General features: G+C 48.2%; 21 protein-coding genes. 18 read left to right on the top strand and 3 right to left on the bottom strand.

What is annotated here, in order from left to right:
• Positions 1-688, bottom strand: a 688-nt coding sequence (locus tag KBY68_RS11205) for a M16 family metallopeptidase (RefSeq protein ID WP_255097264.1), incomplete at its 3' end; no start/stop codon positions are given.
• Between the two features lie 114 nt (positions 689-802).
• Here KBY68_RS11205 and KBY68_RS11200 point away from each other — a divergent pair.
• The 11 genes from KBY68_RS11200 to KBY68_RS11150 all read left to right on the top strand — a co-directional run bounded on the left by KBY68_RS11200 (position 803) and on the right by KBY68_RS11150 (position 11,183).
• Positions 803-1,537 carry a phycocyanobilin:ferredoxin oxidoreductase gene (locus tag KBY68_RS11200; protein ID WP_255097263.1) on the top strand — a complete coding sequence of 245 codons (735 nt, stop codon included), beginning with the start codon at positions 803-805 and terminating at the stop codon, positions 1,535-1,537.
• A gap of 4 nt (positions 1,538-1,541) precedes the next feature.
• Entirely contained in the window at positions 1,542-2,456 is a 915-nt protein-coding gene (locus KBY68_RS11195; protein WP_255097261.1) for an efflux RND transporter periplasmic adaptor subunit, read from the top strand.
• A gap of 13 nt (positions 2,457-2,469) precedes the next feature.
• Positions 2,470-3,642 (top strand): ABC transporter permease DevC, encoded by a 1,173-nt coding sequence (gene devC / locus KBY68_RS11190; protein WP_255097260.1) that lies wholly within the window; start codon positions 2,470-2,472, stop codon positions 3,640-3,642.
• Positions 3,643-4,356: a DevA family ABC transporter ATP-binding protein gene (locus KBY68_RS11185; RefSeq protein WP_255097258.1), complete on the top strand. Its 714-nt coding sequence runs from the start codon at positions 3,643-3,645 to the stop codon at positions 4,354-4,356.
• Positions 4,357-4,386: 30 nt separating this feature from the next.
• Complete coding sequence (locus KBY68_RS11180; protein WP_106500986.1) at positions 4,387-4,542, top strand: Asl3888 family RNA-binding protein; 156 nt, start codon at positions 4,387-4,389, stop codon at positions 4,540-4,542.
• Between the two features lie 51 nt (positions 4,543-4,593).
• Positions 4,594-5,523 carry a glycosyltransferase family 2 protein gene (locus KBY68_RS11175; protein WP_255097257.1) on the top strand — a complete coding sequence of 310 codons (930 nt, stop codon included), beginning with the start codon at positions 4,594-4,596 and terminating at the stop codon, positions 5,521-5,523.
• 103 nt (positions 5,524-5,626) lie between these two features.
• Positions 5,627-6,346 carry a 30S ribosomal protein S2 gene (gene rpsB / locus KBY68_RS11170; protein ID WP_106500984.1) on the top strand — a complete coding sequence of 240 codons (720 nt, stop codon included), beginning with the start codon at positions 5,627-5,629 and terminating at the stop codon, positions 6,344-6,346.
• 53 nt (positions 6,347-6,399) lie between these two features.
• Positions 6,400-7,053: a translation elongation factor Ts gene (gene tsf, locus KBY68_RS11165; protein WP_255097256.1), complete on the top strand. Its 654-nt coding sequence runs from the start codon at positions 6,400-6,402 to the stop codon at positions 7,051-7,053.
• Positions 7,050-8,033, top strand: a complete 984-nt coding sequence (locus KBY68_RS11160) for a hypothetical protein (protein WP_255097255.1) — start codon at positions 7,050-7,052, stop codon at positions 8,031-8,033. The genes tsf and KBY68_RS11160 overlap by 4 nt, the downstream gene beginning before the upstream one ends.
• Entirely contained in the window at positions 8,006-10,531 is a 2,526-nt protein-coding gene (gene recG / locus KBY68_RS11155; protein ID WP_390634992.1) for an ATP-dependent DNA helicase RecG, read from the top strand. The genes KBY68_RS11160 and recG overlap by 28 nt, the downstream gene beginning before the upstream one ends.
• A 13-nt stretch (positions 10,532-10,544) precedes the next feature.
• Positions 10,545-11,183: a M15 family metallopeptidase gene (locus KBY68_RS11150; protein WP_255097254.1), complete on the top strand. Its 639-nt coding sequence runs from the start codon at positions 10,545-10,547 to the stop codon at positions 11,181-11,183.
• On the opposite strand, the gene KBY68_RS11145 is transcribed toward KBY68_RS11150, so the two are convergent.
• A complete protein-coding gene (locus tag KBY68_RS11145; protein ID WP_255097253.1) occupies positions 11,159-12,913 on the bottom strand; it encodes an NADPH-dependent assimilatory sulfite reductase hemoprotein subunit in 1,755 nt (584 codons plus the stop codon). The two genes, KBY68_RS11150 and KBY68_RS11145, sit on opposite strands and share 25 nt — an antisense overlap.
• Before the next feature lie 93 nt (positions 12,914-13,006).
• On the opposite strand from KBY68_RS11145, the gene glyS reads away from it, so the two are divergent.
• Positions 13,007-15,172, top strand: coding sequence for a glycine--tRNA ligase subunit beta (gene glyS, locus KBY68_RS11140; RefSeq protein WP_255097251.1), 2,166 nt, complete (start codon positions 13,007-13,009; stop codon positions 15,170-15,172).
• On the opposite strand, the gene chlP is transcribed toward glyS, so the two are convergent.
• Positions 15,169-16,479: a geranylgeranyl reductase gene (chlP, locus tag KBY68_RS11135; protein ID WP_106499368.1), complete on the bottom strand. Its 1,311-nt coding sequence runs from the start codon at positions 16,477-16,479 to the stop codon at positions 15,169-15,171. The two genes, glyS and chlP, sit on opposite strands and share 4 nt — an antisense overlap.
• A gap of 118 nt (positions 16,480-16,597) precedes the next feature.
• On the opposite strand from chlP, the gene KBY68_RS11130 reads away from it, so the two are divergent.
• The 6 genes from KBY68_RS11130 to KBY68_RS11105 all read left to right on the top strand — a co-directional run.
• Positions 16,598-17,326, top strand: a complete 729-nt coding sequence (locus tag KBY68_RS11130; protein WP_255097250.1) for a M15 family metallopeptidase — start codon at positions 16,598-16,600, stop codon at positions 17,324-17,326.
• A 60-nt stretch (positions 17,327-17,386) separates the two neighbouring features.
• Positions 17,387-19,195 (top strand): translational GTPase TypA, encoded by a 1,809-nt coding sequence (gene typA, locus KBY68_RS11125; protein ID WP_106499366.1) that lies wholly within the window; start codon positions 17,387-17,389, stop codon positions 19,193-19,195.
• A gap of 5 nt (positions 19,196-19,200) precedes the next feature.
• Positions 19,201-19,596: a DUF309 domain-containing protein gene (locus KBY68_RS11120; RefSeq protein WP_255097249.1), complete on the top strand. Its 396-nt coding sequence runs from the start codon at positions 19,201-19,203 to the stop codon at positions 19,594-19,596.
• Between the two features lie 19 nt (positions 19,597-19,615).
• The gene (locus tag KBY68_RS11115; protein ID WP_255097248.1) at positions 19,616-20,035 is read left to right on the top strand and encodes a hypothetical protein; all 420 of its coding nucleotides are present in this window, start codon (positions 19,616-19,618) and stop codon (positions 20,033-20,035) included.
• Positions 20,032-20,760: an LPS export ABC transporter ATP-binding protein gene (gene lptB / locus KBY68_RS11110; protein WP_255097246.1), complete on the top strand. Its 729-nt coding sequence runs from the start codon at positions 20,032-20,034 to the stop codon at positions 20,758-20,760. The genes KBY68_RS11115 and lptB overlap by 4 nt, the downstream gene beginning before the upstream one ends.
• Positions 20,757-21,359, top strand: a 603-nt coding sequence (locus tag KBY68_RS11105; protein ID WP_255097245.1) for an LptF/LptG family permease, incomplete at its 3' end; no start/stop codon positions are given. The genes lptB and KBY68_RS11105, both read left to right, overlap by 4 nt.

The raw sequence follows: 21,359 nt of genomic DNA, 5'->3' as shown, positions 1-21,359 counted from the left end.
ACAAATGCTCCCCCGGTTGCCAAAACAACAACAACTCATCTGGTGTGTCCACTGCAGAGCCAGGATCAAGGCTGCCCATTGGTCCAGCACCTAGCCAGCTCAGCAACTTTTCTGGATCAAAACAGCCGCCTACGGCGATGCTGCAGTTTGCCGCCTTGTAGTGACGTTGTTGAAAATTACGCATTCCATCTGGTTGATGGCTAACTAGATCGGAGCGCAAGCCAAGAATCGGCCTGCCGTAGGGGTGGCTGCCACAGGCGAGTTGCATTAATGCCTGAAAGGCAACCTCCTCTGGTTGATCCTCACTTTGGGAGAGCTCCTCGAGCACCACCAGGCGCTCCATTTGAAATTCCTTAAGCTCAAAACCTGGCTCCAACACCAATTGGGGAAGTAATTCGCAGGCAACGGCAATGCCTGAGGCCGGAATTATCAAGTGGTAGTGAACCTCGTCGTAGCCGGTGGCAGCATTGCTAGAGCCGCCTAGGGATTCGATTTGGAGATCAAATGCCCCTGGGGGCAGCCGTTCATTTCCCTTGAAAACCATGTGCTCAAGGAAATGGGCTATGCCGCTTTCCCCCTCCTGCTCCATGGCACTACCTGCCTGGCACCAAAAATCAAGACAAACAACCGAAGAATCATGCTGGGGGAGGCAAGTAACCGAGCAACCATTTGCGAGCTGAAGCTCCATTGGTGCCGGAAAGCCAAGGGCAAAGCGAGAATTAATCAGGGCTCTAGCAACGCTTAAGAGCCATCATGGTCTGGCCGGTGGCCCTTAGGCTCCAGAAACTGCGTATTGCGGCAGATGAATGCACCCCATCCATTGGTAGATCGCATCGCCCAATCCCTCCTTCCCCTTTGGAAGGATCTGCCAGAGGTGGCGGCCCTGCCCTTGGAGGCAAACCTACGTGAGGTGCGCGGCGAACTGGAAGGTGATGAAATGGCCATCAATAATGAATTACTACGCTGCCGTGGAATTCGTAAAATTCATCTTGAAACGGCTCATATCGGCAGAAATCTAGATATTCTACACTGTGTAATGTTCCCAGATCCCTGTTTTAATCTACCTTTATTTGGCGCTGATATCGTTGCTGGCAGAGCTGGCATTTCAGCTGCAATTGTTGATTTGTCCCCCACCAATGATGATTTGCCTCCAGCCATAAAAGCAGGCTTGCAAAAAATTAAACGCAACGATTATTCCCAGGTGAGGGAAGTGCCACCTTGGGGAACAATTTTCTCCTCCCAGGTGTTGTTTGTGCGGCCAACTTCTTCTATTGAAGAGCATTGGTTTTTAACTGATCTGTTGGCATTTCACCAGGTTTTTTTAGAACAGCTAAGGCTGAGCATGCCCCAGTCGCCTGATCATCCAGATAGCCAAAGGCGATATCAGGGGCAATTGCACTATTGCCAACAGCAAAGGCGAAACGATAAAACCAGAAGGGTTCTGGAGGCGGCATTTAATCCACAGTGGGCAGAGAATTACATTCAGAATCTCCTCTTCGACGACCCCCTGCCTCCGGCAGAACACCCCAGTGGCTGAAGCCGTGAAAAAATCGAGGCGTAGATGGTTGTTGTGGCTTGCTGGCGCCGGCCTGTTGGTGGCAATTGGAAGCATGGCAAGCATCAGGCTTTTCCCCGCTCCTGCCAGTAAAACCGCACTCAAACCGGCAAACAAGCCCGATCGCCCCCTTGGTGTTACCGCCCTGGGCCGATTGCTACCCGCCGGAGATGTGCGCCGCCTGGCGGCACCCAGTGGTGCCATGGGCACTACGCCCCGCGTTTCAGTGCTCCACGTTGATGTGGGTGATCGGGTGCAGGCTGGGGGGCTGCTGGCAAGTTTTGATAGCAAAATTGATGCGCAAGCCGATTTAGCTCTGGCCAGGGCCAGCATCAGCAGCCTGAGGGAAAGACAACGTCTGCTAAGGGTTGAACTATCCCGTTACCGGAAATTGCAACAGCAGGGTGTTGTGTCTTTGGAGGGGCTTGAATCAAGACAATTAAAATTACTCGAGATCGATCAACAACTTATAACTGCGCTAGCTGAATTACAACGGCAGGAAGTGAAGCTACCCTTCACAGAATTGCGTGCACCGTTTGCCGGAACAATTCTACAAATCCACGCTCGCAGTGGCGAAAGACCAGGAGTAAAGGGTGTTCTAGATATCGGCCAAAGCAACGAAATGGAAGCGGAGCTTGAAGTATACGAAAGTGACATTGATCGTGTTCGAATTGGTCAGCTTGCTAAGTTGCGCAGCGAAAATGGAGGCTTTTCAGATTATCTAGTTGGTAGGGTTTTTCGGATCGACCCACAGGTTAAACAAAGAGATATTTTATCAACCGATCCAACCGCTGATACCGACGCTAGGGTGGTAAGCGTTAGGATTAGTTTGATTCCAGCTGATCGCAAGAAGGTTGAAAAACTTTCTGGTCTAAAAGTTATTGGCAATTTAGCTCCTTAGTGGCTTTAAAATTATGTTTTTAACCATTTGGCGGAAAAGAAAAATACCCCTTGCCTGGCTCTTGCTTACCCGTCAACCCGTTCGCTTAGCAATCGCCCTTGCTGGGATTAGTTTTGCCGGGATATTGATGTTTATGCAGCTTGGTTTCAGGGATGGATTGTTTGATGCAAGTGTAACTATTCACCGCCTCTTTGATGCCGATTTGGTTCTAACCAGCCCTCGCTCCATGAGTTCTATCAGCATGGCTGGTTTTCCAGAGCGAAGGCTGATTCAAACCCTTGCCGATCCCGAAGTTGCTGATGTTTCACCTGTGCACTGGAACTTTGTGCTCTGGCGCAATCCTGAAACAAGAACAACAAGATCAATTCTCGCCCTCGGATTTGAACCAAGTGATCCGCTACTAATAGACCCGCTAGTTCAAAAGCAATCAAGCTTTCTGCGTCAAAAGGGAAGGGTATTATTTGATGAACGCTCCCGCAATGAATTCGGTCCCGTAGCCGAATGGTTTCGTAACGGTAAAACCGTTGATTCTGAAGTTGCAGGGGTGAGGCTTCGTGTTGCAGGCCTTGTTCAATTGGGACCATCCTTTGGTGCAGACGGTAATATGATCATCAGTAGGGAAACTTTTCGCAGCATTATTCCCAATAGTTCAAAGGGAAGCATTGAGCTGGGCTTAATTCGTCTGATTCCAGGATCTGATCCAATTCTTGTGGCAAACAGGCTGAAAGAGCAGCTGCCAAACGATATAACTATTTTTACAAAAGAGCAATTTATAGAATTTGAAAAAAACTATTGGCGCTCTAGCACAGCTATAGGTTTTATATTTACCCTCGGCGCCGCGATGGGTTTCGTTGTTGGCTGTGTAATAGTTTATCAAATTTTATATGGTGATGTAAGCGACCATTTAGCTGAATATGCCACATTGATGGCCATGGGTTACCGGCTAAAGGATCTTCTAGCTGTGGTTGCTAGGGAGGGGTTGTTGCTTGCCTTAATTGGTTATCTACCTGCCTATGCAGCGGGGGAGGGGCTTTATGCATTAATCCGAACCTCAACAAAATTACCCGTTGCGATGGAATTTAATCGCGCTTTTTTGGTTCTAAGCATGATCCTTGTGATGTGCCTTGGCTCAGCTCTATTGGCAATGCGCAAATTGGTTGATGCCGATCCAGCTGAGATTTTTTAAATGAATAAACCCAGTTCCCAAGTGTTGATCAATGCCGTTGGCCTATGCCATAGCTATGGAAAGGGCAGCATGGGCCGTTTGGTTTTAGAAAATATTAATTTGTGCCTGCATGCTGGTGAAGTTGTTCTTTTAACAGGCCCCTCTGGTTGCGGTAAAACAACTCTGCTCACTTTGATTGGAGCACTGCGCAGTGTTCAAGAGGGCCAGCTCGAGGTGCTTGGAGTGCCTTTAAGAGGTGCTGATCGCGAGCAGTGCCGCAGGGTACGTGAACGCATTGGCATGATTTTCCAAGGCCACAACTTATTGCGCTGTTTAACAGCCGAACAAAACGTTCAAATGGGTGCCGACCTGTTGCCTGATCTTGGCTATGGCGGCCGCCGCGCCATGGCCAGGGAATGGTTGCGGGCAGTGGGTCTTGGTGATCAGCTCAACAAGCTTCCCCACGATCTCTCTGGGGGCCAGAAACAACGGGTTGCGATTGCCAGGGCGCTGGCTGCCCATCCAAAACTTCTACTAGCCGATGAACCCACCGCAGCCCTTGATGGACGCACTGGCAGGGAGGTTGTGGAGCTACTCCAGTCGTTGGCCCGTGATCAGGGTTGTGGGGTGTTGATGGTTACCCACGATCCCCGCATCCTTGATGTGGCGGATCGATTGATTCAAATGGAAGACGGGCAGTTGCAGGAGGTGAGCTTGGGCAACCCCTCGAGGTAAGCTGATTTAACTATTTATGAGGTTGCTCTTTTGTCGAAGCGCAGGAACCTGAAACGGGAAAAGCAAGAACGGAACAGGGCCTATGCCCGCAAGTTCAAAAAGCGCAAACTACGCAACGATGGCCGTGGTGAAGGCGCTGGCAACGGTGTTACAGGCACTGCCAACAACGGTGGCGCTGCCGACTAATCCCTAGCCATTGCCGCGATCGGCGATTATGGGCTAACCGCTGAGGTTTAAATGCTGTTCAGCATTGTGATACCCACCTATAATCGTTTGCCGATTTTGCGCAAATGCCTTGCTGCCCTTGAGGCGCAGCAGGGAATGGAACCTAGCGATCAATTTGAGATTGTTTTAGTAGACGATGGGTCAACGGATGAAACCGTCCCATGGCTCCATGCCAATAAAGCCCTGCTCCCCCATCTGCGGCTTGTGTGCCAAGACCATGGCGGGCCAGCCCTAGGTCGCAATTTGGGGGTAGCAGAGGCAAAAGGTGAAGTTATTGTTTTTATCGATAGCGATTTAGTTGTTCTACCAAGCTTTTTGGCTGAGCATGGCCGGGCCCTGAGGCGGTCATGGCAACGCCAGGGCAATCGCCTTTGCTTTACCTATGGAGCTGTAATCAATACCCATAACTTTGATGCTCCAAACAGTGAACCCCACAAGCTGAGCGATCTGTCTTGGGCCTATTTCGCCACCGGTAACGTGGCGATTGATCGCTCCATTTTGCAGCGTTCTGGTCTTTTTGATCCCGCCTTTCAGCTCTATGGCTGGGAAGATTTGGAATTGGGCGAAAGGCTGAGGCGCATGGGTGTTGTTTTGGTGCGTTGCCCAGGGGCGGTGGGTTACCACTGGCATCCACCGTTAAGCCTCGAACAACTGCCTGAGCTGGTGAGAAAAGAGCAAGAAAGAGCTCGCATGGGCTTGGTTTTTTACCGTAAGCACCCCACCCGCAGGGTTCGTTTCATTATTCAGTTCACCTTCCTGCATCGTTTGCTTTGGGAGCTGCTCACCCTTGGCGGGCTGCTCAACGAAAACAGCCTTAAACCGCTTCTAGCCCTATTGATCAAACAGGGACACCCTGGCGTAGCCATGGAATTGCTCAGGCTGCCCTTAAACCGCATCGGCGTGAGGGCAATGTTTAGGGAGGCCAGGCAGGCAGGCTGGTAAGTTGTAAAGGTTCTTTCATTCCGCACACCCGCACGTTTCGGGTGAAGAGCAACCCTCCGGTTGATCTTCCCTGGCGGGTGGTGGCCAACCCGAAACCCCACCGATGGCAGTTGTAACCCTCTCCGAGATGATGGAGGCTGGTGCCCATTTTGGCCACCAGACCCGCCGCTGGAATCCCAAGATGCAGCGGTACATATATTGCGCCCGCAATGGCGTGCACATCATCGATCTTGTGCAAACGGCAGTTTGCATGAACAACGCATACAAATGGACCCGCAGCGCCGCCCGTTCCGGCAAACGCTTCCTTTTTGTTGGCACTAAAAAACAAGCCGCTGAAGTTATTGCCCAAGAGGCAGGTCGTTGTGGCGCCAGCTATGTGAACCAGCGTTGGTTGGGGGGAATGCTCACCAACTGGACCACGATGAGGGCGAGAATAGATCGCCTAAAAGATCTAGAACGCATGGAAAGTTCTGGAGCGATTGCCATGCGTCCTAAAAAGGAGGCAGCGGTTCTCCGTAGGGAGTTGGATCGTCTCCAAAAATATCTTGGCGGTTTAAAAAATATGCGGCGCCTTCCAGATGTGGTTGTTCTCGTAGACCAAAAACGCGAATACAACGCTGTTCTGGAGTGCCAGAAATTGGATATTCCCTTGGTATCAATGTTAGATACCAATTGCGACCCAGATCTCTGTGATGTGCCCATTCCTTGCAACGACGACGCGATTCGTTCCGTTCAGCTAGTGGTTGGCCGTTTGGCTGATGCCATCAACGAAGGTCGCCATGGTGCCCATGACCAAGGCGCTGAATCTGATGATGAGGGCTAATAGCCCTCCATCCCCTTTCCCCCTACAATCCGCCCCGTCCCCCAGTGCCGCCCATGGCTGAGATTTCCGCAAAGCTTGTTAAGGAACTGCGCGACCAAACCGGCGCTGGAATGATGGATTGCAAAAAGGCGTTAAAGGAGGTCGATGGCGACCTTCAAAAGGCCACTGAATGGCTACGTCAGAAAGGTATTTCCTCAGCAGAAAAGAAGGTTGGTCGCACAGCTGCGGAGGGTTGTGTGGGTAGCTACATCCACACCGGCGCCCGCGTTGGCGTACTGGTTGAGGTGAATTGTGAAACAGATTTCGTGGCCAGGGGCGAAATTTTCCAAGAGTTAGTACGCAATGTGGCAATGCAAATTGCCGCATGCCCAAATGTTGAATTTGTTAGTACAGACAACATTCCCTCTGAAGTGGCTGAGCGGGAATCTGCAATTGAGGCTGGCAGGGATGATTTAGGAAACAAACCAGAGGCGATGAAGGCAAAAATTGTTGAAGGTAGAGTGGCTAAACGCTTAAAAGAACTTGCTTTGCTGGAGCAACCTTACATAAAAGATAGTTCTTTAACAGTTTCTGAGTTGGTTAAGCAAGTTGCTGGAACCCTTGGCGAAAACATACAAGTCCGTCGCTTTACGCGCTATACCCTAGGCGAGGGGATTGTTGTTGAAAAGAGTGATTTTGCAGCTGAAGTAGCTGCCATGACTGTTTGAGTATTGATTTATCTGGCGGCTCATCTGAACCCCGCCAACAACTCTGTTTGATTCAAGCTAAGGCTGAAAAAGCTGCCTTGGTGATCTACCCATTACTAGAAAAATATCTTTCCATTTTACGGATTCAGTTGGAGCCGGCAACTTTGCAGGCTGTTTTTCAATTGGTAACCCAGCACCATCCAGAGGTTTTTAATAACCTCAGTGATCAAGAACGTTCGGTTTTACGCGCAAGACTCAAATGGCTGAGTGGGAAGTGCCTCGATTTTTTAAGCAACGAAAAACTATTGAACTTAGCAATTAAATTGCAAGCGCATGATCCTGAACCCCAACAATTAGATCTAGTAAGTTCTGAATATAGTGATCCACCTGGTTCAATTTCATTGTCGATGGAGCTCGCTCCGCTTATGGAGGGATTCAATCCAAATGATTTCAGCCAAAAAAATATTGATGATCCCAGGGGATTCCCAGCAGCAATCGATGCCCTAAGGCAAATTTTTGAAATCAGCTCCCTTAGGGCTGCAAAAGGCATCAAGCAACCATTCCCAATGCCAAATGATCCAGTTGGCCTGCACCATTGGCTATTGGCTTGGGACTACGCACTAACCCGCAGGTTGCGCAATCTTAGTAATGCCTTGAATGTTGAACTATTTCGCCATGGCATGGGTAACCAGGTTTTACCAATTGCCCTGCTCGATGCTGTTATAGAGGGTGGCGCCGATGCCCTATCGGCACCAGCAAATTTATTGGCAGTTCGTTTGCCCTATCCCCTTGGCGAAGATTCAGAAATTGCACTCCATGGCGTACTCCTGCGCAGCAGTGATATGGAGTACCTTCATCCAACCCTGCGAACAATTCGGGCTCGGATCAACCAAATCAGAGCCAATTTGCTCAGAATGGCAAGAAGATCCCAGCATTTGCATCAGCAGCTGGCCATACGCAAGGCTGAACAGCAGTGGATGGAAGACAACCGTCAAAACTAGGTTCAAATCCCTTGAGGGTTGATCCGTTTCCTCCAGAATTGGAGCAATGGTTAGCTCGTTTGCAGCTAAGTTTAGCTATCGAAGCGGACAATAGCTTTTCAAATGTAATTGGTAAACATTCAAGATTTAATCAATTTATTGAATCATCCTGCCGGAAACCTCCCCATGGCCTATCAACCCATCAGCTCGAAGAGTTAGATAAATTTGCGAAATTATATTCTGAATATGACACATTACAGGTTGAGCAAAGAAAGAGAATAGTAATTGATTTGCGTCGACACTTATATCAATTACGTAAATCACTTGAACCCAAGCAAGCCCCTGGTGCCCCAAGATTGGCGCTTGCGCCAATTGAACGGTTGGCAGATGTAAGTTCAGCTAGAAATACTAAACTTACACTTGAAACCCCATTGGCTCAGATTGATTCTATTGGGGCTAAATTAGCTGCCCAGCTTGCCAAAATAAATCTATTTCTTGTTAAGGATTTACTTTATCATTACCCCAGGGACTACGTTGACTATTCCCAATTAATGCCAATAAATTCTCTTCAGGCCGGAGCTACCGCCACAGTGGTGGCAACAATTAAACGCTGCCATGCATTTGTTAGCCCAAAAAATTCAAACTTAGCTATTATTGATTTGCAGCTCCAGGATCAAAGTGGGAGGTTGAAAATAAGTAAATTTATGGCCGGACGCCGTTTTACAAGTTCCGCCTGGTTGCATCAACAGATGCGAATGTATCCAGTGGGGGCAAAATTAGCTGCCAGTGGCCTTGTTAAGGAAAGTAGGTTTGGCTTGAGCTTACAAGATCCCCTGCTTGAGGTTTTAGAGTCTCCCAATTCACAGCTTCAATCTCGCCAGATTGGTAGATTGCTGCCTGTTTACTCCCTTGGAGAGGGTTTGATTGCTGAGCGAATGCGGGGTGCTATTAATATAATATTGCCTGTAATAAATAAAATCAAGGATCCACTACCGTGCCACTGGCGTGAAACTCTAAAACTAATTGATATAAGCAAGGCACTTGAGCAAATACATCAACCCGATTCTCGCGAACTTTTGGATGCAAGTAGACGTCGCCTAGTATTTGATGAATTTTTATTGTTGCAATTAGCCCTTGGCCTACGTCGTATCCAACTACGCCAAAAAAATGCACCGGTATTAGAGGCTGATACAAAAGCAGAACGATTGAAAGATTTTCAAAAACTTTTGCCCTTTCAATTCACTGATGCCCAAGAACGGGTTCTTCAGGAGATCAGAGTTGATATGGCAAAGCGCCAGCCGATGGCCCGCCTATTGCAGGGGGATGTGGGCAGTGGCAAAACCGTTGTGGCAGTGGCAGCAATTCTCTGTGCCATTGATGCTGGCCATCAGGGGGCCTTGATGGCACCAACCGAAGTTCTCGCTCAACAACACTATGAAAAACTCTGCAGTTGGATGCCCCAATTACATGTAACAGTTGGGTTGCTCACAGGATCCACGCCTGCACCGAGAAGGCGGGCCCTTTTACAAGATCTTGCTAATGGACAATTGCAATTCTTAGTTGGCACCCATGCCTTGATTGAAGACCCCGTTGGCTTCGCCAGTTTAGGCCTAGTGGTTGTTGATGAACAGCATCGCTTTGGTGTGGCCCAACGCAATAAACTTTTAAACAAAGGTATGCAACCTCATTTGCTAACAATGACTGCTACCCCAATCCCCCGAACCCTTGCTTTGAGTGTGCATGGAGATCTTGATGTGAGTCAGATTGACGGACTGCCACCAGGTCGTAAACCAATCCACACCCAAGTAATAAATAATCAGGAACGCCAGGTTGCTGAGCAAATTATTAGGGATCAAGTTGACGCCGGCCATCAAGCCTATGTGGTGCTTCCATTAGTTGATGAATCAGAAAAAATTGATCTGCGATCTGCGGTTGAGGAACATCAGCGATTGGCAATTGAAGTATTTCCTGATTTAAAGCTAGGACTATTGCATGGCAGGATGAGCAGCGCCGATAAAAAGGCGGCAATTGATGAATTTGCCAGTGGTTTAAGCCAGGTGTTGATCTCAACAACAGTTGTTGAGGTTGGTGTGGATGTACCAAATGCCACGGTAATGGTTATTGAACACGCAGAGCGGTTTGGCTTGGCTCAAATGCATCAATTGCGGGGCAGAGTTGGCAGGGGTGCTGCAGCCTCCCATTGCATTTTGATCAACAACAGCAATTCAGCCGTAGCTAAACAGCGCCTTGATGTTTTGGCCCGCAGTTTGGATGGTTTTGAAATTGCTGAAGTTGACCTTCGCTTGCGGGGGCCAGGCCAGGTGCTGGGCACGCAACAATCCGGATTGCCCGATCTTGCTCTAGCAAGCCTTAGCGATGATGGCAGTGTGCTGGAAGAGGCCCGGGATGTGGCGCATGCAATCTTGGCTAATGATCCACTCCTAAGCCAGCATCATGAGTTGGCAGCGGCCCTAGCTTTGCAAAAGCTCAAATTTGCTAACGCCGCCGCATTAAATTAATTTTTTTAAGCCAATGCAGCGACCGTGGCAAACGATTGAGATCCGCGATTGCGGCGAACCGCTCGTTTCACTGCCATCGAGTTTATTTCGTTGGAACCCCCATCCCTATGCCGTTTTGGGTGCCCCATATCCAGCGGGAACAAGCCCTTTTCAACTTAGACAGGCGGTGCTGCTGCGTTTACTCAAGGCCCAAACGCTTCTGCCCTGCAGGCTTTTGATTTTTGATGCCTGGCGACCTATTGCTGTGCAGAAATACATGGTGGAGTGGAGTCTTGCTCAGCCGGGTGCAGATCCTGCCGCGGTAGATGCCCTTTGGGCACCACCAAGCTCTGATCCGCTTACACCTCCACCCCACAGCACAGGTTCAGCTGTTGATCTGTGTTTAGCAGGGCCCGATGCTGAACCATTGGAAATGGGCGGACCAATCGATTCCACTGGTGCCATTGCAGAACCAAACCATTTCTGCTCCGCTGCTGCTGGCACAAAGGAGTATCAATGGCACAGCAATCGTCAACTATTAGCTAGGGCAATGGCAAGGGTTGGTTTTTGCCAACATCCCCACGAATGGTGGCATTTCAGCTATGGCGATCAGATGTGGGCATGGCATTGCGGCAAGCCTCGGGCCCTCTATGCCGCAGCCCCTTGCCCATGAAGCAAATTACGGAGTAAATCTGGATCCAATGAGTTGCAATAATCTCCAAAACTATGCTTCATTCCGTTATCGCGCCAATGGCGCATCAACGGTAAAAGTGTTGTTTCTAATTGATCTAGGGGTAGTTTTTCTAGAATTGGTTCCGCCAATCTAGTGAGGCCAGGGTTACCACCAAGCCACAGCTGATATTGATTAACAGCACTACCAACAAGAGCAAGTTCCGCCATATAAGGCCGAGCACAACCATTGGGACAACCTGTCATGCGCACTAAAATTGGAGTGCTGATTGCTTCAGCCTTGAGTAGGGCTTCTAGCCGCGCCAATACATCTGGTAGAACCCGTTCCGATTCAGTTATGGCAAGTCCACAGGTGGGTAATGCCGGGCAGGCGATGGCGTGGCGGGCGAGCAAGCTTGTATCGCTTGGATCTGCCCAACCGATAGCTGCTAATTCTTCAGCAACTTCCTGGCGTTGATTTCGACCAATGTTGCAAAGCAATAAATCCTGATTTGCAGTGAGCCTAATTTCAGGTTGATAACGTTCAACGAGGCGCCTCAGGCCGAGCTTGCGTTCGCCATCGAGGCGGCCACAAAGAAGTGGCAAGCCAACAAACCAGCGCCCATCGCCCTGTTGATGCCAGCCTAAGTAGTCTTCAAGAACTGGCTTTGGTTCTTTTAATGCTGCGCTAACGCCGGCGGGAAAATATTTATCTAACTCTTGGCGAAACCAATCAATGCCGCGATCATGAATCAAATATTTCATGCGGCCATGGCGCCGTTGCTCACGATCGCCATTATCCCTTTGTAGAGCAACAACGGCTTGAACTAAATCAAGTATTTTTGTACCTTTTACGTATCCCAAACAATCTGCGGTGCGAGCGAAGGTTTCCTCCTTGTTATGGGTTCTGCCCATACCCCCACCTACGTAAACATTGCAGCCCCGCAATTTTCCTGCCATGTCGGTAAAAGCAACCAAGCCGAGATCCTGAGTTAACAGATCGATCGAATTGTCTCCTGGCACTGTTACGCCAACTTTGAACTTACGGGGCATGTAGGTGGAGCCGTAAAGCGGTTCAGCTGGATCGCCACTGCTGAGGTTGGCATCCTGCTGACGTTTGCGCACCTTGCTGCAGGCGATTGAAGGCCGAATTTTGTAGCGTTTTTCGCCGTCTACCCATAGCTCCAAGTAAGCACCTGCAGCTGCTTTTGGCGCCAGCAGATCTGCGATGTCATCAGCTAAACGCCTGGCCACTGGGTAACCCAAACCCTCATAGGGAGCTGCCGGCGCCATCACATTCCGATTGATATCTCCACAGGCTGCAAGGGTTGAACCCAAGTTTTTAACGATGGTTGCCAGCACCGTGCGCAGATCCTGCTTAGGAATGCCATGGAGCTGAAAAGCCTGACGGGTAGTTACCCGCATGCTGCCGTTGCCAAACCGATTGGCTAGCTCATCCAAGGCAAGGAATAGCTGGGCAGGCACCCTGCCCCCTGGGCTGCGCAGCCGCAGCATCATGCCCCAATCCTTTGCCTGTCCTTTTAAACGGTTATCTCGGTTGTCTTGTTGGTAAGAGCCGTGGAATTTAAGGATCTGCACAGCGCCTTCGGTGAAGAAAGGCAAATCATTTTCCAATTCGCTCGCTAGGGGCTCGCGCAGATAATTGCTGCTGGCCTTCAACTGCTCGAATTTGCTGGGTTCCTTAGAAGCCAAATGATTTGAGGCAATGGTCACAGGCTGGCAGAGGCTCCTGATCAACGTCTTACTAACGACCATAATCAATCGGGCTCGATCAATTCATAAAGTTGAGCCAGAAGCCGATTGAAGTTGTCCACTTTTCTGCTTGAAATCGGCACAGAGGAACTGCCCGCTGATTTCGCCCGTTTAGCCATTCCCCAGTTACTGCAGCTGGTTCAAGCGGAACTGAAGGAGCACCGCCTAGGCCATGGCGCAATCCACTGCACCAGCAGCCCAAGGCGCTTAGCTGTATGGGTTGAGGAACTTGAACTACAAGGACCGGAACGGATTGAGGAGCGCAAGGGACCACCGGCTAATCAAGCCTTTAGCAACGGCGTACCAACAGAAGCGGCCCTTGGCTTTGCCAGGCGTTGCGGTTTAGGCGCCGATGCCCTCGAATTGAGGGAAACAGCAAAGGGGCCTTTCGTTTTTGCAAAAGTTGTTGAACCTGGCAGCTCCAGTGAATTAGTGCTGATTCGTGCAATTCCACTTTGGATTGCAGCGCTGCAAGGAAAACGATTTATGCGTTGGGGCAGTGGCGACAACCGCTTTTCCAGGCCTGTGCGCTGGTTGGTGGCAATGCTTGATAGCCAGATTCTTGATGTGGTTCTAGAGGGATCAGACCCGGTTGTAAAAGCTGGCAACAGGAGCCGGGGCCATCGTTTGTTCAGCCAGGAGGTGCTAATCGAGAAGGCATCTGATTACCAGCAGCAGTTAGCCGCTGCTGGAATTGTTGTTAATCGAGCTGACCGGGCTGCCTTGATAAAAAACGCTGTTAGTGAAGCGGCTAGCTCATTGCAGGCAAGGCCAGATTTGCCTAATGAATTGTTAGAAGAGCTTACTGATTTAGTGGAGGCACCCTTATTGATTAAAGGGTTAGTACCAAACCACTTCTTGAAATTACCGGCAGAACTATTGAGTACGGTAATGCGGAGCCACCAGCGATATATTCCCTTATATTTTAAAGATATAGAGCTGGATCCCTTGGATCTAAACGCAAATAATTATTTATTGCCAACATTTCTTTGCATTAGCAATGCTTTGCAATCCGCCGTAAGCCAAGTGCAACATGGCAATGAAAAGGTATTGAAGGCTCGCTTGGCCGACGCTGAATTTTTTATTAATGCAGATTGTTCAACAACATGTAGTGAACGGCGTAACCAATTGGCTCGAGTTAGTTTTGCCGATGGCCTTGGCAGCTTGCTCAACCGCACGGAAAGGCTTGAATGGTGCGTAGGGCAACTTACTCAGCTAATCAAGAATATCTCCAAACCCGATGCAGAGCATGCCCAAAGGGCTGCTCATTTTTGTAAAAATGATTTAGTGAGTCAAATTGTAGGTGAATTTCCAGAGCTGCAAGGGTTGATGGGATCAAAATATTTATTTAAAGAAGGTGAATCAAAAAATGTTGCCCTTGCGGTATACGAGCATTATTTACCAAAGGGGGCTGACGACGAGCTACCAAAAACAACAGCAGGTACGATATTAGCTTTAGCAGAAAGATTAGAACTTTTGCTGAGTATCTACGCTAAGGGTGAAAGACCAAGTGGTTCATCGGATCCCTATGGCTTACGCAGGGCCGGCAATGGAATTTTACTATTACTATGGAATAAAGGTTGGTGTTTAGATTTAATCGAGATGCTTAAAATATTTAGCATCAATTGGCAAAAATTATTTCCTGCCCTGGAAATTCAATCGGAATGCCTTGCAAAAGATCTCTCTGAGTTTTTTAAGCAGCGATTGCTAAGTATGCTTGCTGATCAGGGGTGCCCCGTGGATATTGCCCAGGCTGTGGCAGGAGTAAATGTTTCAAATGAACAGCTACTTAGGGATCCTGCTGATGCAAAGATAAGGTCTGAGTTGTTAATAAAAATGCGCAATAATGGAAGCTTGCTTCCGCTGCAACAGGTGGTGCAGAGGGCGGCCAAATTAGCTGTAAAAGCTGAACTGGGCCCCCTTGCCATCAGCCCGAAATCTGTTGTGGATTGCAATTTATTTCAAGCAACTAGTGAGAAAGAGATGTTTATTGTGTTAGAGAAACTAGAGAGGCTGTGCCTAAGGGGACCTGAATTTTACCCAGAGCTTGCAGAAATGTTAACTTCAAGTTCTAATATTTTGGCGGAGTTTTTTGATGGTGACAATAGTGTAATGGTTATGGTTGACAACCTTGAATTGCGCAAAAACAGGTTAAACATGTTGGCCATTCTTAAAAACCAGTCAAATATATTAGCAGACTTCAGCAGTTTAAATGGTTAGCTTTTTATGCCACCTTTAATTGCTCCAGTGCGGAGCATTTCTGTGGCTTCAAGATCTGTTCGTACGGCGCTGTCAACAGGTAGATAAATGTTTGGGGCTAGGGCGTTACCCCGTAATACAGCGCCGATGGTTAGAAATGTTAGTTTTAATTGTTGCCAGGGATTCATCATAACCACCCTTTTATATAGATAGCTATCAAAAGTTAGACGCTGCACGTCTTTGTCATCACACATTTCAACAAATGCCTCTCGAGCTGCGTCGTTTCTATAAAATATATTTTGAAGTAATTCTAAAACTTTGTAGGTTGCTCCGTATTTACGATCCCATTTCTTTAAGTACTGTTTTAAATCTTTTTCAGAGGGTATGCGGCTACCAGCAAGGGATGCTTGAACAATTTCCTCAGCGCACATCCTGCCGCTTTTAGCTGCAAAATAAATTCCCTCTCCAGAACTTTTGGTAACGTAACCAGCCGCATCACCCACTAGCGCCATGCGACCCACAACTCTACGGGGCCTTGGATGTTCAGGAATTGGATGGGCTTCAACTTTGATAACTTCACCATTTAAAAGTCTTTTCTTTGCTCTTTCACGGATACCCCGTTGCAAACTTTTAATCAAGCTTTGATTCTGCTGCATAGTTCCTGTACCAACAGCAACATGGTCGTATTTTGGAAATACCCAAGCATAAAAATCTGGTGAAACATCTGTTCCCACATACATTTCAGCCAAATTCTCATAATATTTCATTTCCTCCGCGGGTAATTTAATGCGCTCTTGGAAAGCAATCGCAACATTGTAATCGCCAGCATCCATTGCTTTGGCAACCCGGCTGTTAGCCCCATCGGCACCAATGATTACATCCACCTCAATTGTGCAAGCTGTTCCAGTGGATTCGCCTTCGCTGTAGTCGGAATAGTGGAGTGTGTAGGGCCCCTGACGCTTATCACCTGTATCAATTTTAGTTACCAGTCCATTGATTAGTTGAGCGCCACAACCAGCCGCCCTTTCGCGCAGATAGGCATCCATAACCTCTCTGCGGCACATGCCAATATACTCATCTTTATTATCTAAATTAATATCAACTTCGCGGTTAGATGGTGAAATCATTTTCATATTGCGCACCTTCCGGTCGATAATCGATTCGGGCAGGTCAAACTCCTCCACCATGCATAGGGGGATCGCACCACCGCATGGTTTGGCATTATTCAGCTTGCGCTCAAAGATCCAGGTTTTTATCCCTGCCTTAGCTAACACCTCTGCTGCACAGGAGCCACTGGGGCCGCCACCTACAACTGCAACTCGCACCATTCCTTAAACCCGACAAGCGGGATTGATGTTCTTAAAAAGCTAACACTGCAGCAACTGGCACCGCTGGCTAAATCTGAGTTCAGCACTACGATCTTTGGGATTTCCTAAGCAAGGCGGAATGCCACGCATCCGAGAGGACGTTCCATTAGCGCGCAGAGTTGGTCGCCGCCCTAAAAGCCGGGAACTGCCCATTGGACCCGTTGTACTTAGTACGGCCCTTGCCCTTGGAACGGGTTTGGCGGTTTTATTTCTTGTGCAGGATCAACTGATGCAACGGTTTTGGGGCCCTCCCCCCGTGGCCGGCATCGATGTAAGGCCTGATCAATTCGGTCGCCTGCTGGGCCATTTCCCCTATCCCCAAGCCTCTAGCAGCGAGCTCGTGGAGGTTTCCCCAGGGTTAGCCCTTCAAGTTGAAGCTGCTAATGCCTATGAACAAATGCGAGCTGCGGCGGCGGCCGATGGCGTTGAACTGCGCTTGATCAGTGGTTATAGATCCGCTGATACCCAAAAAGAACTGTTTTTTGATGTTAAATCGGAGCGGAATCAAACCGCTGAGGCCAGGGCGAAGGTGAGTGCTCCACCCGGATATTCAGAGCACAGCACAGGATTTGCCCTAGATCTGGGAGATGCAGAAACCCCCCAGGCAAACTTGCAAGAAGATTTCGAAGCTACCCCTGCTTTTTATTGGCTTCAAAGCAATGCCCATCGATTTCATTTTCAACTCTCCTTTCCAAGGGGAAATCGCCAAGGGGTTAGCTATGAACCATGGCATTGGCGCTTTGAAGGTTCTGCGGAAGCCTTGAGGCGTTTTGAGGCGGCTAAGCAATATGAACGGCGGGGGGTATAGTCGCAACCGCCAAGCCCTGTCGCAAGCTGCGGCTGGTGATCCGTTAGAACCCTTTACCAGATGAGCGCCAGCACCAAGCGCGCCGCGATTCGCAATATTGCGATCATCGCCCACGTTGACCACGGCAAAACCACACTTGTGGACGCGCTCCTGAAGCAGTCCGGAACCTTCCGCGAGGGTGAACTTGTACCAACCTGCGTGCTGGATTCAAACGACCTTGAGCGGGAGAGAGGAATTACAATCCTTTCGAAGAACACAGCTGTTGATTACGACAACACCAGAATCAATATTGTTGATACCCCTGGCCACGCCGACTTCGGTGGCGAAGTAGAGCGGGTTCTAGGAATGGTTGATGGTTGTTTGCTGATCGTAGATGCAAACGAAGGCCCGATGCCGCAAACACGTTTTGTGCTTAAAAAAGCACTTGAAAAAGGTCTGAGGCCCATCGTATTTGTTAATAAGATTGATAGACCAAGGGCTGATCCAGAAATCGCTGTTAGCAAAGTTCTTGATCTCTTTATCGAGCTGGGTGCCGATGATGATCAATGTGATTTCACCTATTTATTCGGTAGCGGACTAGGCGGATTTGCCAAGCCTGATATGAAAACCGAAAGCGAAAATATGGTGCCATTATTTGAAGCTATTCTCCGCCATGTCCCCCCCCCAGTTGGCGATCCGGAAAAACCGCTTCAGTTGCAGGTAACAACCCTTGATTATTCTGATTTTCTTGGCAGAATAATCATTGGTAAAATTCATAATGGCAGCATCAAAAATGGCCAAATAGCAGCTTTATTAAAAGATGACGGCACAACTAAAAAGGCTCGCATTAGCAAATTACTAGGTTTCCAAGGCTTGCAAAGAGTAGAAATACAAGAGGCTTTTGCTGGGGATTTGGTTGCAATTTCCGGCTTTGACGAAGTAAATATAGGTGAAACAGTTGCCTGTCCAGACAATCCAGAAGCTCTGCCATTGATCAAGGTAGATGAACCCACCCTGCAAATGACATTCTGCGTAAATGATTCACCATTTGCTGGTAAAGAAGGCAAGTTTGTTACCAGTCGCCAGTTGCGAGATCGTCTCCAGAAAGAGCTGCTTACAAATGTGGCCCTAAGGGTTGAAGACACAGACTCTCCCGATCGCTTTTCTGTTTGTGGTAGAGGCGAATTACACCTAGGCATCTTGATTGAAACGATGCGAAGGGAAGGCTACGAATTCCAGGTATCCCAGCCTCAGGTGATATTTAGAACGATTGATGGCAGCCCATGCGAACCTTTTGAGACATTGGTTTTGGATATTCCTGAGGAGTCGGTTGGCAACTGTATTGAAAAACTTGGTGTACGCAAGGGTGAGATGCAAAATATGGAAACTGGCATAGACAACCGCACTCAACTGGAATTTGTTGTTCCTTCAAGGGGTTTAATCGGTTTCCGCGGTGATTTTATTCGTGCTACAAGGGGTGAAGGAATCATGAGTCATTCCTTCCTTGAATACCGCAGAATGCAGGGAGATCTAGATACTCGCCGTAACGGAGTATTGATTTCATTTGAGGAGGGTACTGCTACGTTCTATGCATTGAAAAGTGCCGAAGATAGGGGGCAATTCTTTATCACTCCCGGCACTAAGGTTTACAAGGGAATGATTGTTGGTGAAAACAGTCGCCCCCAGGATCTGGAACTAAATATTTGTAAGGCTAAACAATTAACAAACATCAGATCAGCTGGTGCAGAGGAGCTTGACGCCCTACAAGCACCTATCCAGATGACCCTTGAGCGGGCTTTGGAGTACATCGGACCAGACGAAATGCTAGAGGTAACACCGGAATCAATCCGCTTGCGCAAATTACCATCTAAAAAAGGAGCAAAGCGCTAGGCCCTGTGGATCCATTTTTAGATCCACGATTTTATAGTGGCATTCAAAGCTTTAATTCTGGGAACTTTTACGAAGCCCATGATTTATTTGAGGACCTGTGGCACGAGTGCGATGAGCCAGAGCGACGCTGGATTCATGGCATTGTTCAAATATCTGTAGCGATGCATCACCACTCAACGGGCAATTTAAACGGTTCCCTTCTGCTTTTGGCGGAGGGAATCAGTCGCATGCGCAGGGCCCAAATATCCCCAATTGGTTTTAAGGAAGGCGAGTTTTTAGAGCCCTGCCAGGAAATTCTTAAATTGCTGCAAACAAACCTGAAGGATTCAAACCATTCCCTAGGCATGAAACCTGATAAACCACAAGAGATATCTTTCCCGCTAATTTCAATTGAGGTGTAGATCTATGCTCCCAAACCACATGAAAACTGATAAAAAATCACAATATTTTAAAGTATTTATTTTCTTTGCCATTGCAATTTTTGGTTTTATTGGAACTGGAAATGACGTTAATTGCGCTCCACTGATAACAGTTGAATCGGATTTGCAGCAAGCCGACAACACAACAGGTGTGGTTACGGCAACTGGTAATGTTAAAGTTACCTATCCAGAAAAAAAACTTATAGCCACATCTCGCCAAGCTCAATACTACACAAAAGAGGGGAGAATTGTTTTAAGCGGCGATGTTGACGTTGTTCAAGAAGGTGGCAATCGCCTCAGGGCTCAACGTGTTGTTTATTTAGTAACATCTGACCGCCTGATTGCTGATCCAGCTGCTGGGGAACAAGTGAAGAGTTGGATACGAATCGATCGCAAACAAGCAAATGCTCCTGCACCATGAGTTTATCACTCCAAAATGTAGCGCTTAGCTTCTCTGGACGACCTGTTGTTAAGGGAGTTTCTGTTGATCTAGCCCCGGGGGAGGTTGTTGGTTTGCTTGGCCCAAATGGTGCCGGTAAAACAACAACTTTTAATCTTGTTACCGGCATGCTGCAACCCGATCAAGGTGATGTATTGCTGGATCAGGTATCAATAAAACATCTATCTATGCCGCAGAGAGCACGCAAAGGTATTGGATACCTAGCCCAGGAAGCAAGTGTATTTCGTAATTTAAGCGTTCGAGATAACCTCTTGCTTGCCATGCAGCAGAGTGGCGTTCCAGTTGAGGCCCATCGCCAAAGACTTCAAACCTTGATCTCTGATTTTCAACTGGAGCGGTTTTGCACGCGAAAGGGATTTCAATTATCGGGAGGTGAACGCAGGCGCACTGAGGTGGCTAGGGCTTTAGCCGTTGGAACTAACGGACCAAGGTTTTTATTGCTTGATGAACCGTTTGCTGGCGTAGATCCATTGGCAGTTCATGATCTTCAGCAACTGATTCTCTCCCTACGTAAACGGGGGGTTGCCATGTTGATCACTGATCATAATGTACGCGAAACATTATCAATTACAGATCGTGCTTATATCCTTGCCGATGGCACAATTCTTGCATCAGGTACTGCCCATGAGGTGGCAAATAACCCCTTGGTTCAGAAGCATTATCTTGGGGAGGACTTTAGATTATGAATAGCTTTTTTACCTTTGTTAATCGCTACTGGCGCCAGGTTCCGTTGATGGATCGTTGGTTGTTATCTGAATTGCTGGGTCCCCTACTGTTTGGTATTGCAGCATTTACAGCCGTTACCCTATCGGTTGGCGTGGTTTTTGAACTTGTTCGTAAGGTTGCTGAATCGGGGTTGTCAGTTGCAATAGCAACTCAAGTTCTATTTTTAAAACTGCCTGGTTTTCTAGTTCTCTCCTTTCCCATGGCCACCTTAATGGCCACACTGCTTGCTTACAGCCGTTTGTCTGGTGGCAGTGAGCTCACAGCTCTGCGCAGCATCGGTGTTTCAACGGTGAGATTTGTTGTTCCAGCAATATTATTGGCAGCTTTAATGAGTGGCCTTACCTTTATGTTTAATGATTTTATTGTCCCCCCCGCCAACAGGGCAGGTTATATAACCCTCCATAAGGCCCTTGGCAGAAGCATTGATTCTGAAAAGGGTGAAAATATTATTTACCCTCGCTATGGAAAAGTTATTGGCGGACCAGCTGAGGAGAAAGAACGTTTAGTGCACTTATTTTACGCTAGGAGTTATTTCAATGGCGCTATGCTTGACGTTACA

It is taken from the genome of Synechococcus lacustris Maggiore-St4-Slac (assembly GCF_024345595.1).
GTDB classification, from domain to species: Bacteria; Cyanobacteriota; Cyanobacteriia; order PCC-6307; family Cyanobiaceae; genus Synechococcus_D; species Synechococcus_D lacustris.
The sequence above is the reverse complement of the archived record's forward strand: the minus strand, read 5'-3'. Positions and strand labels throughout refer to the sequence as shown.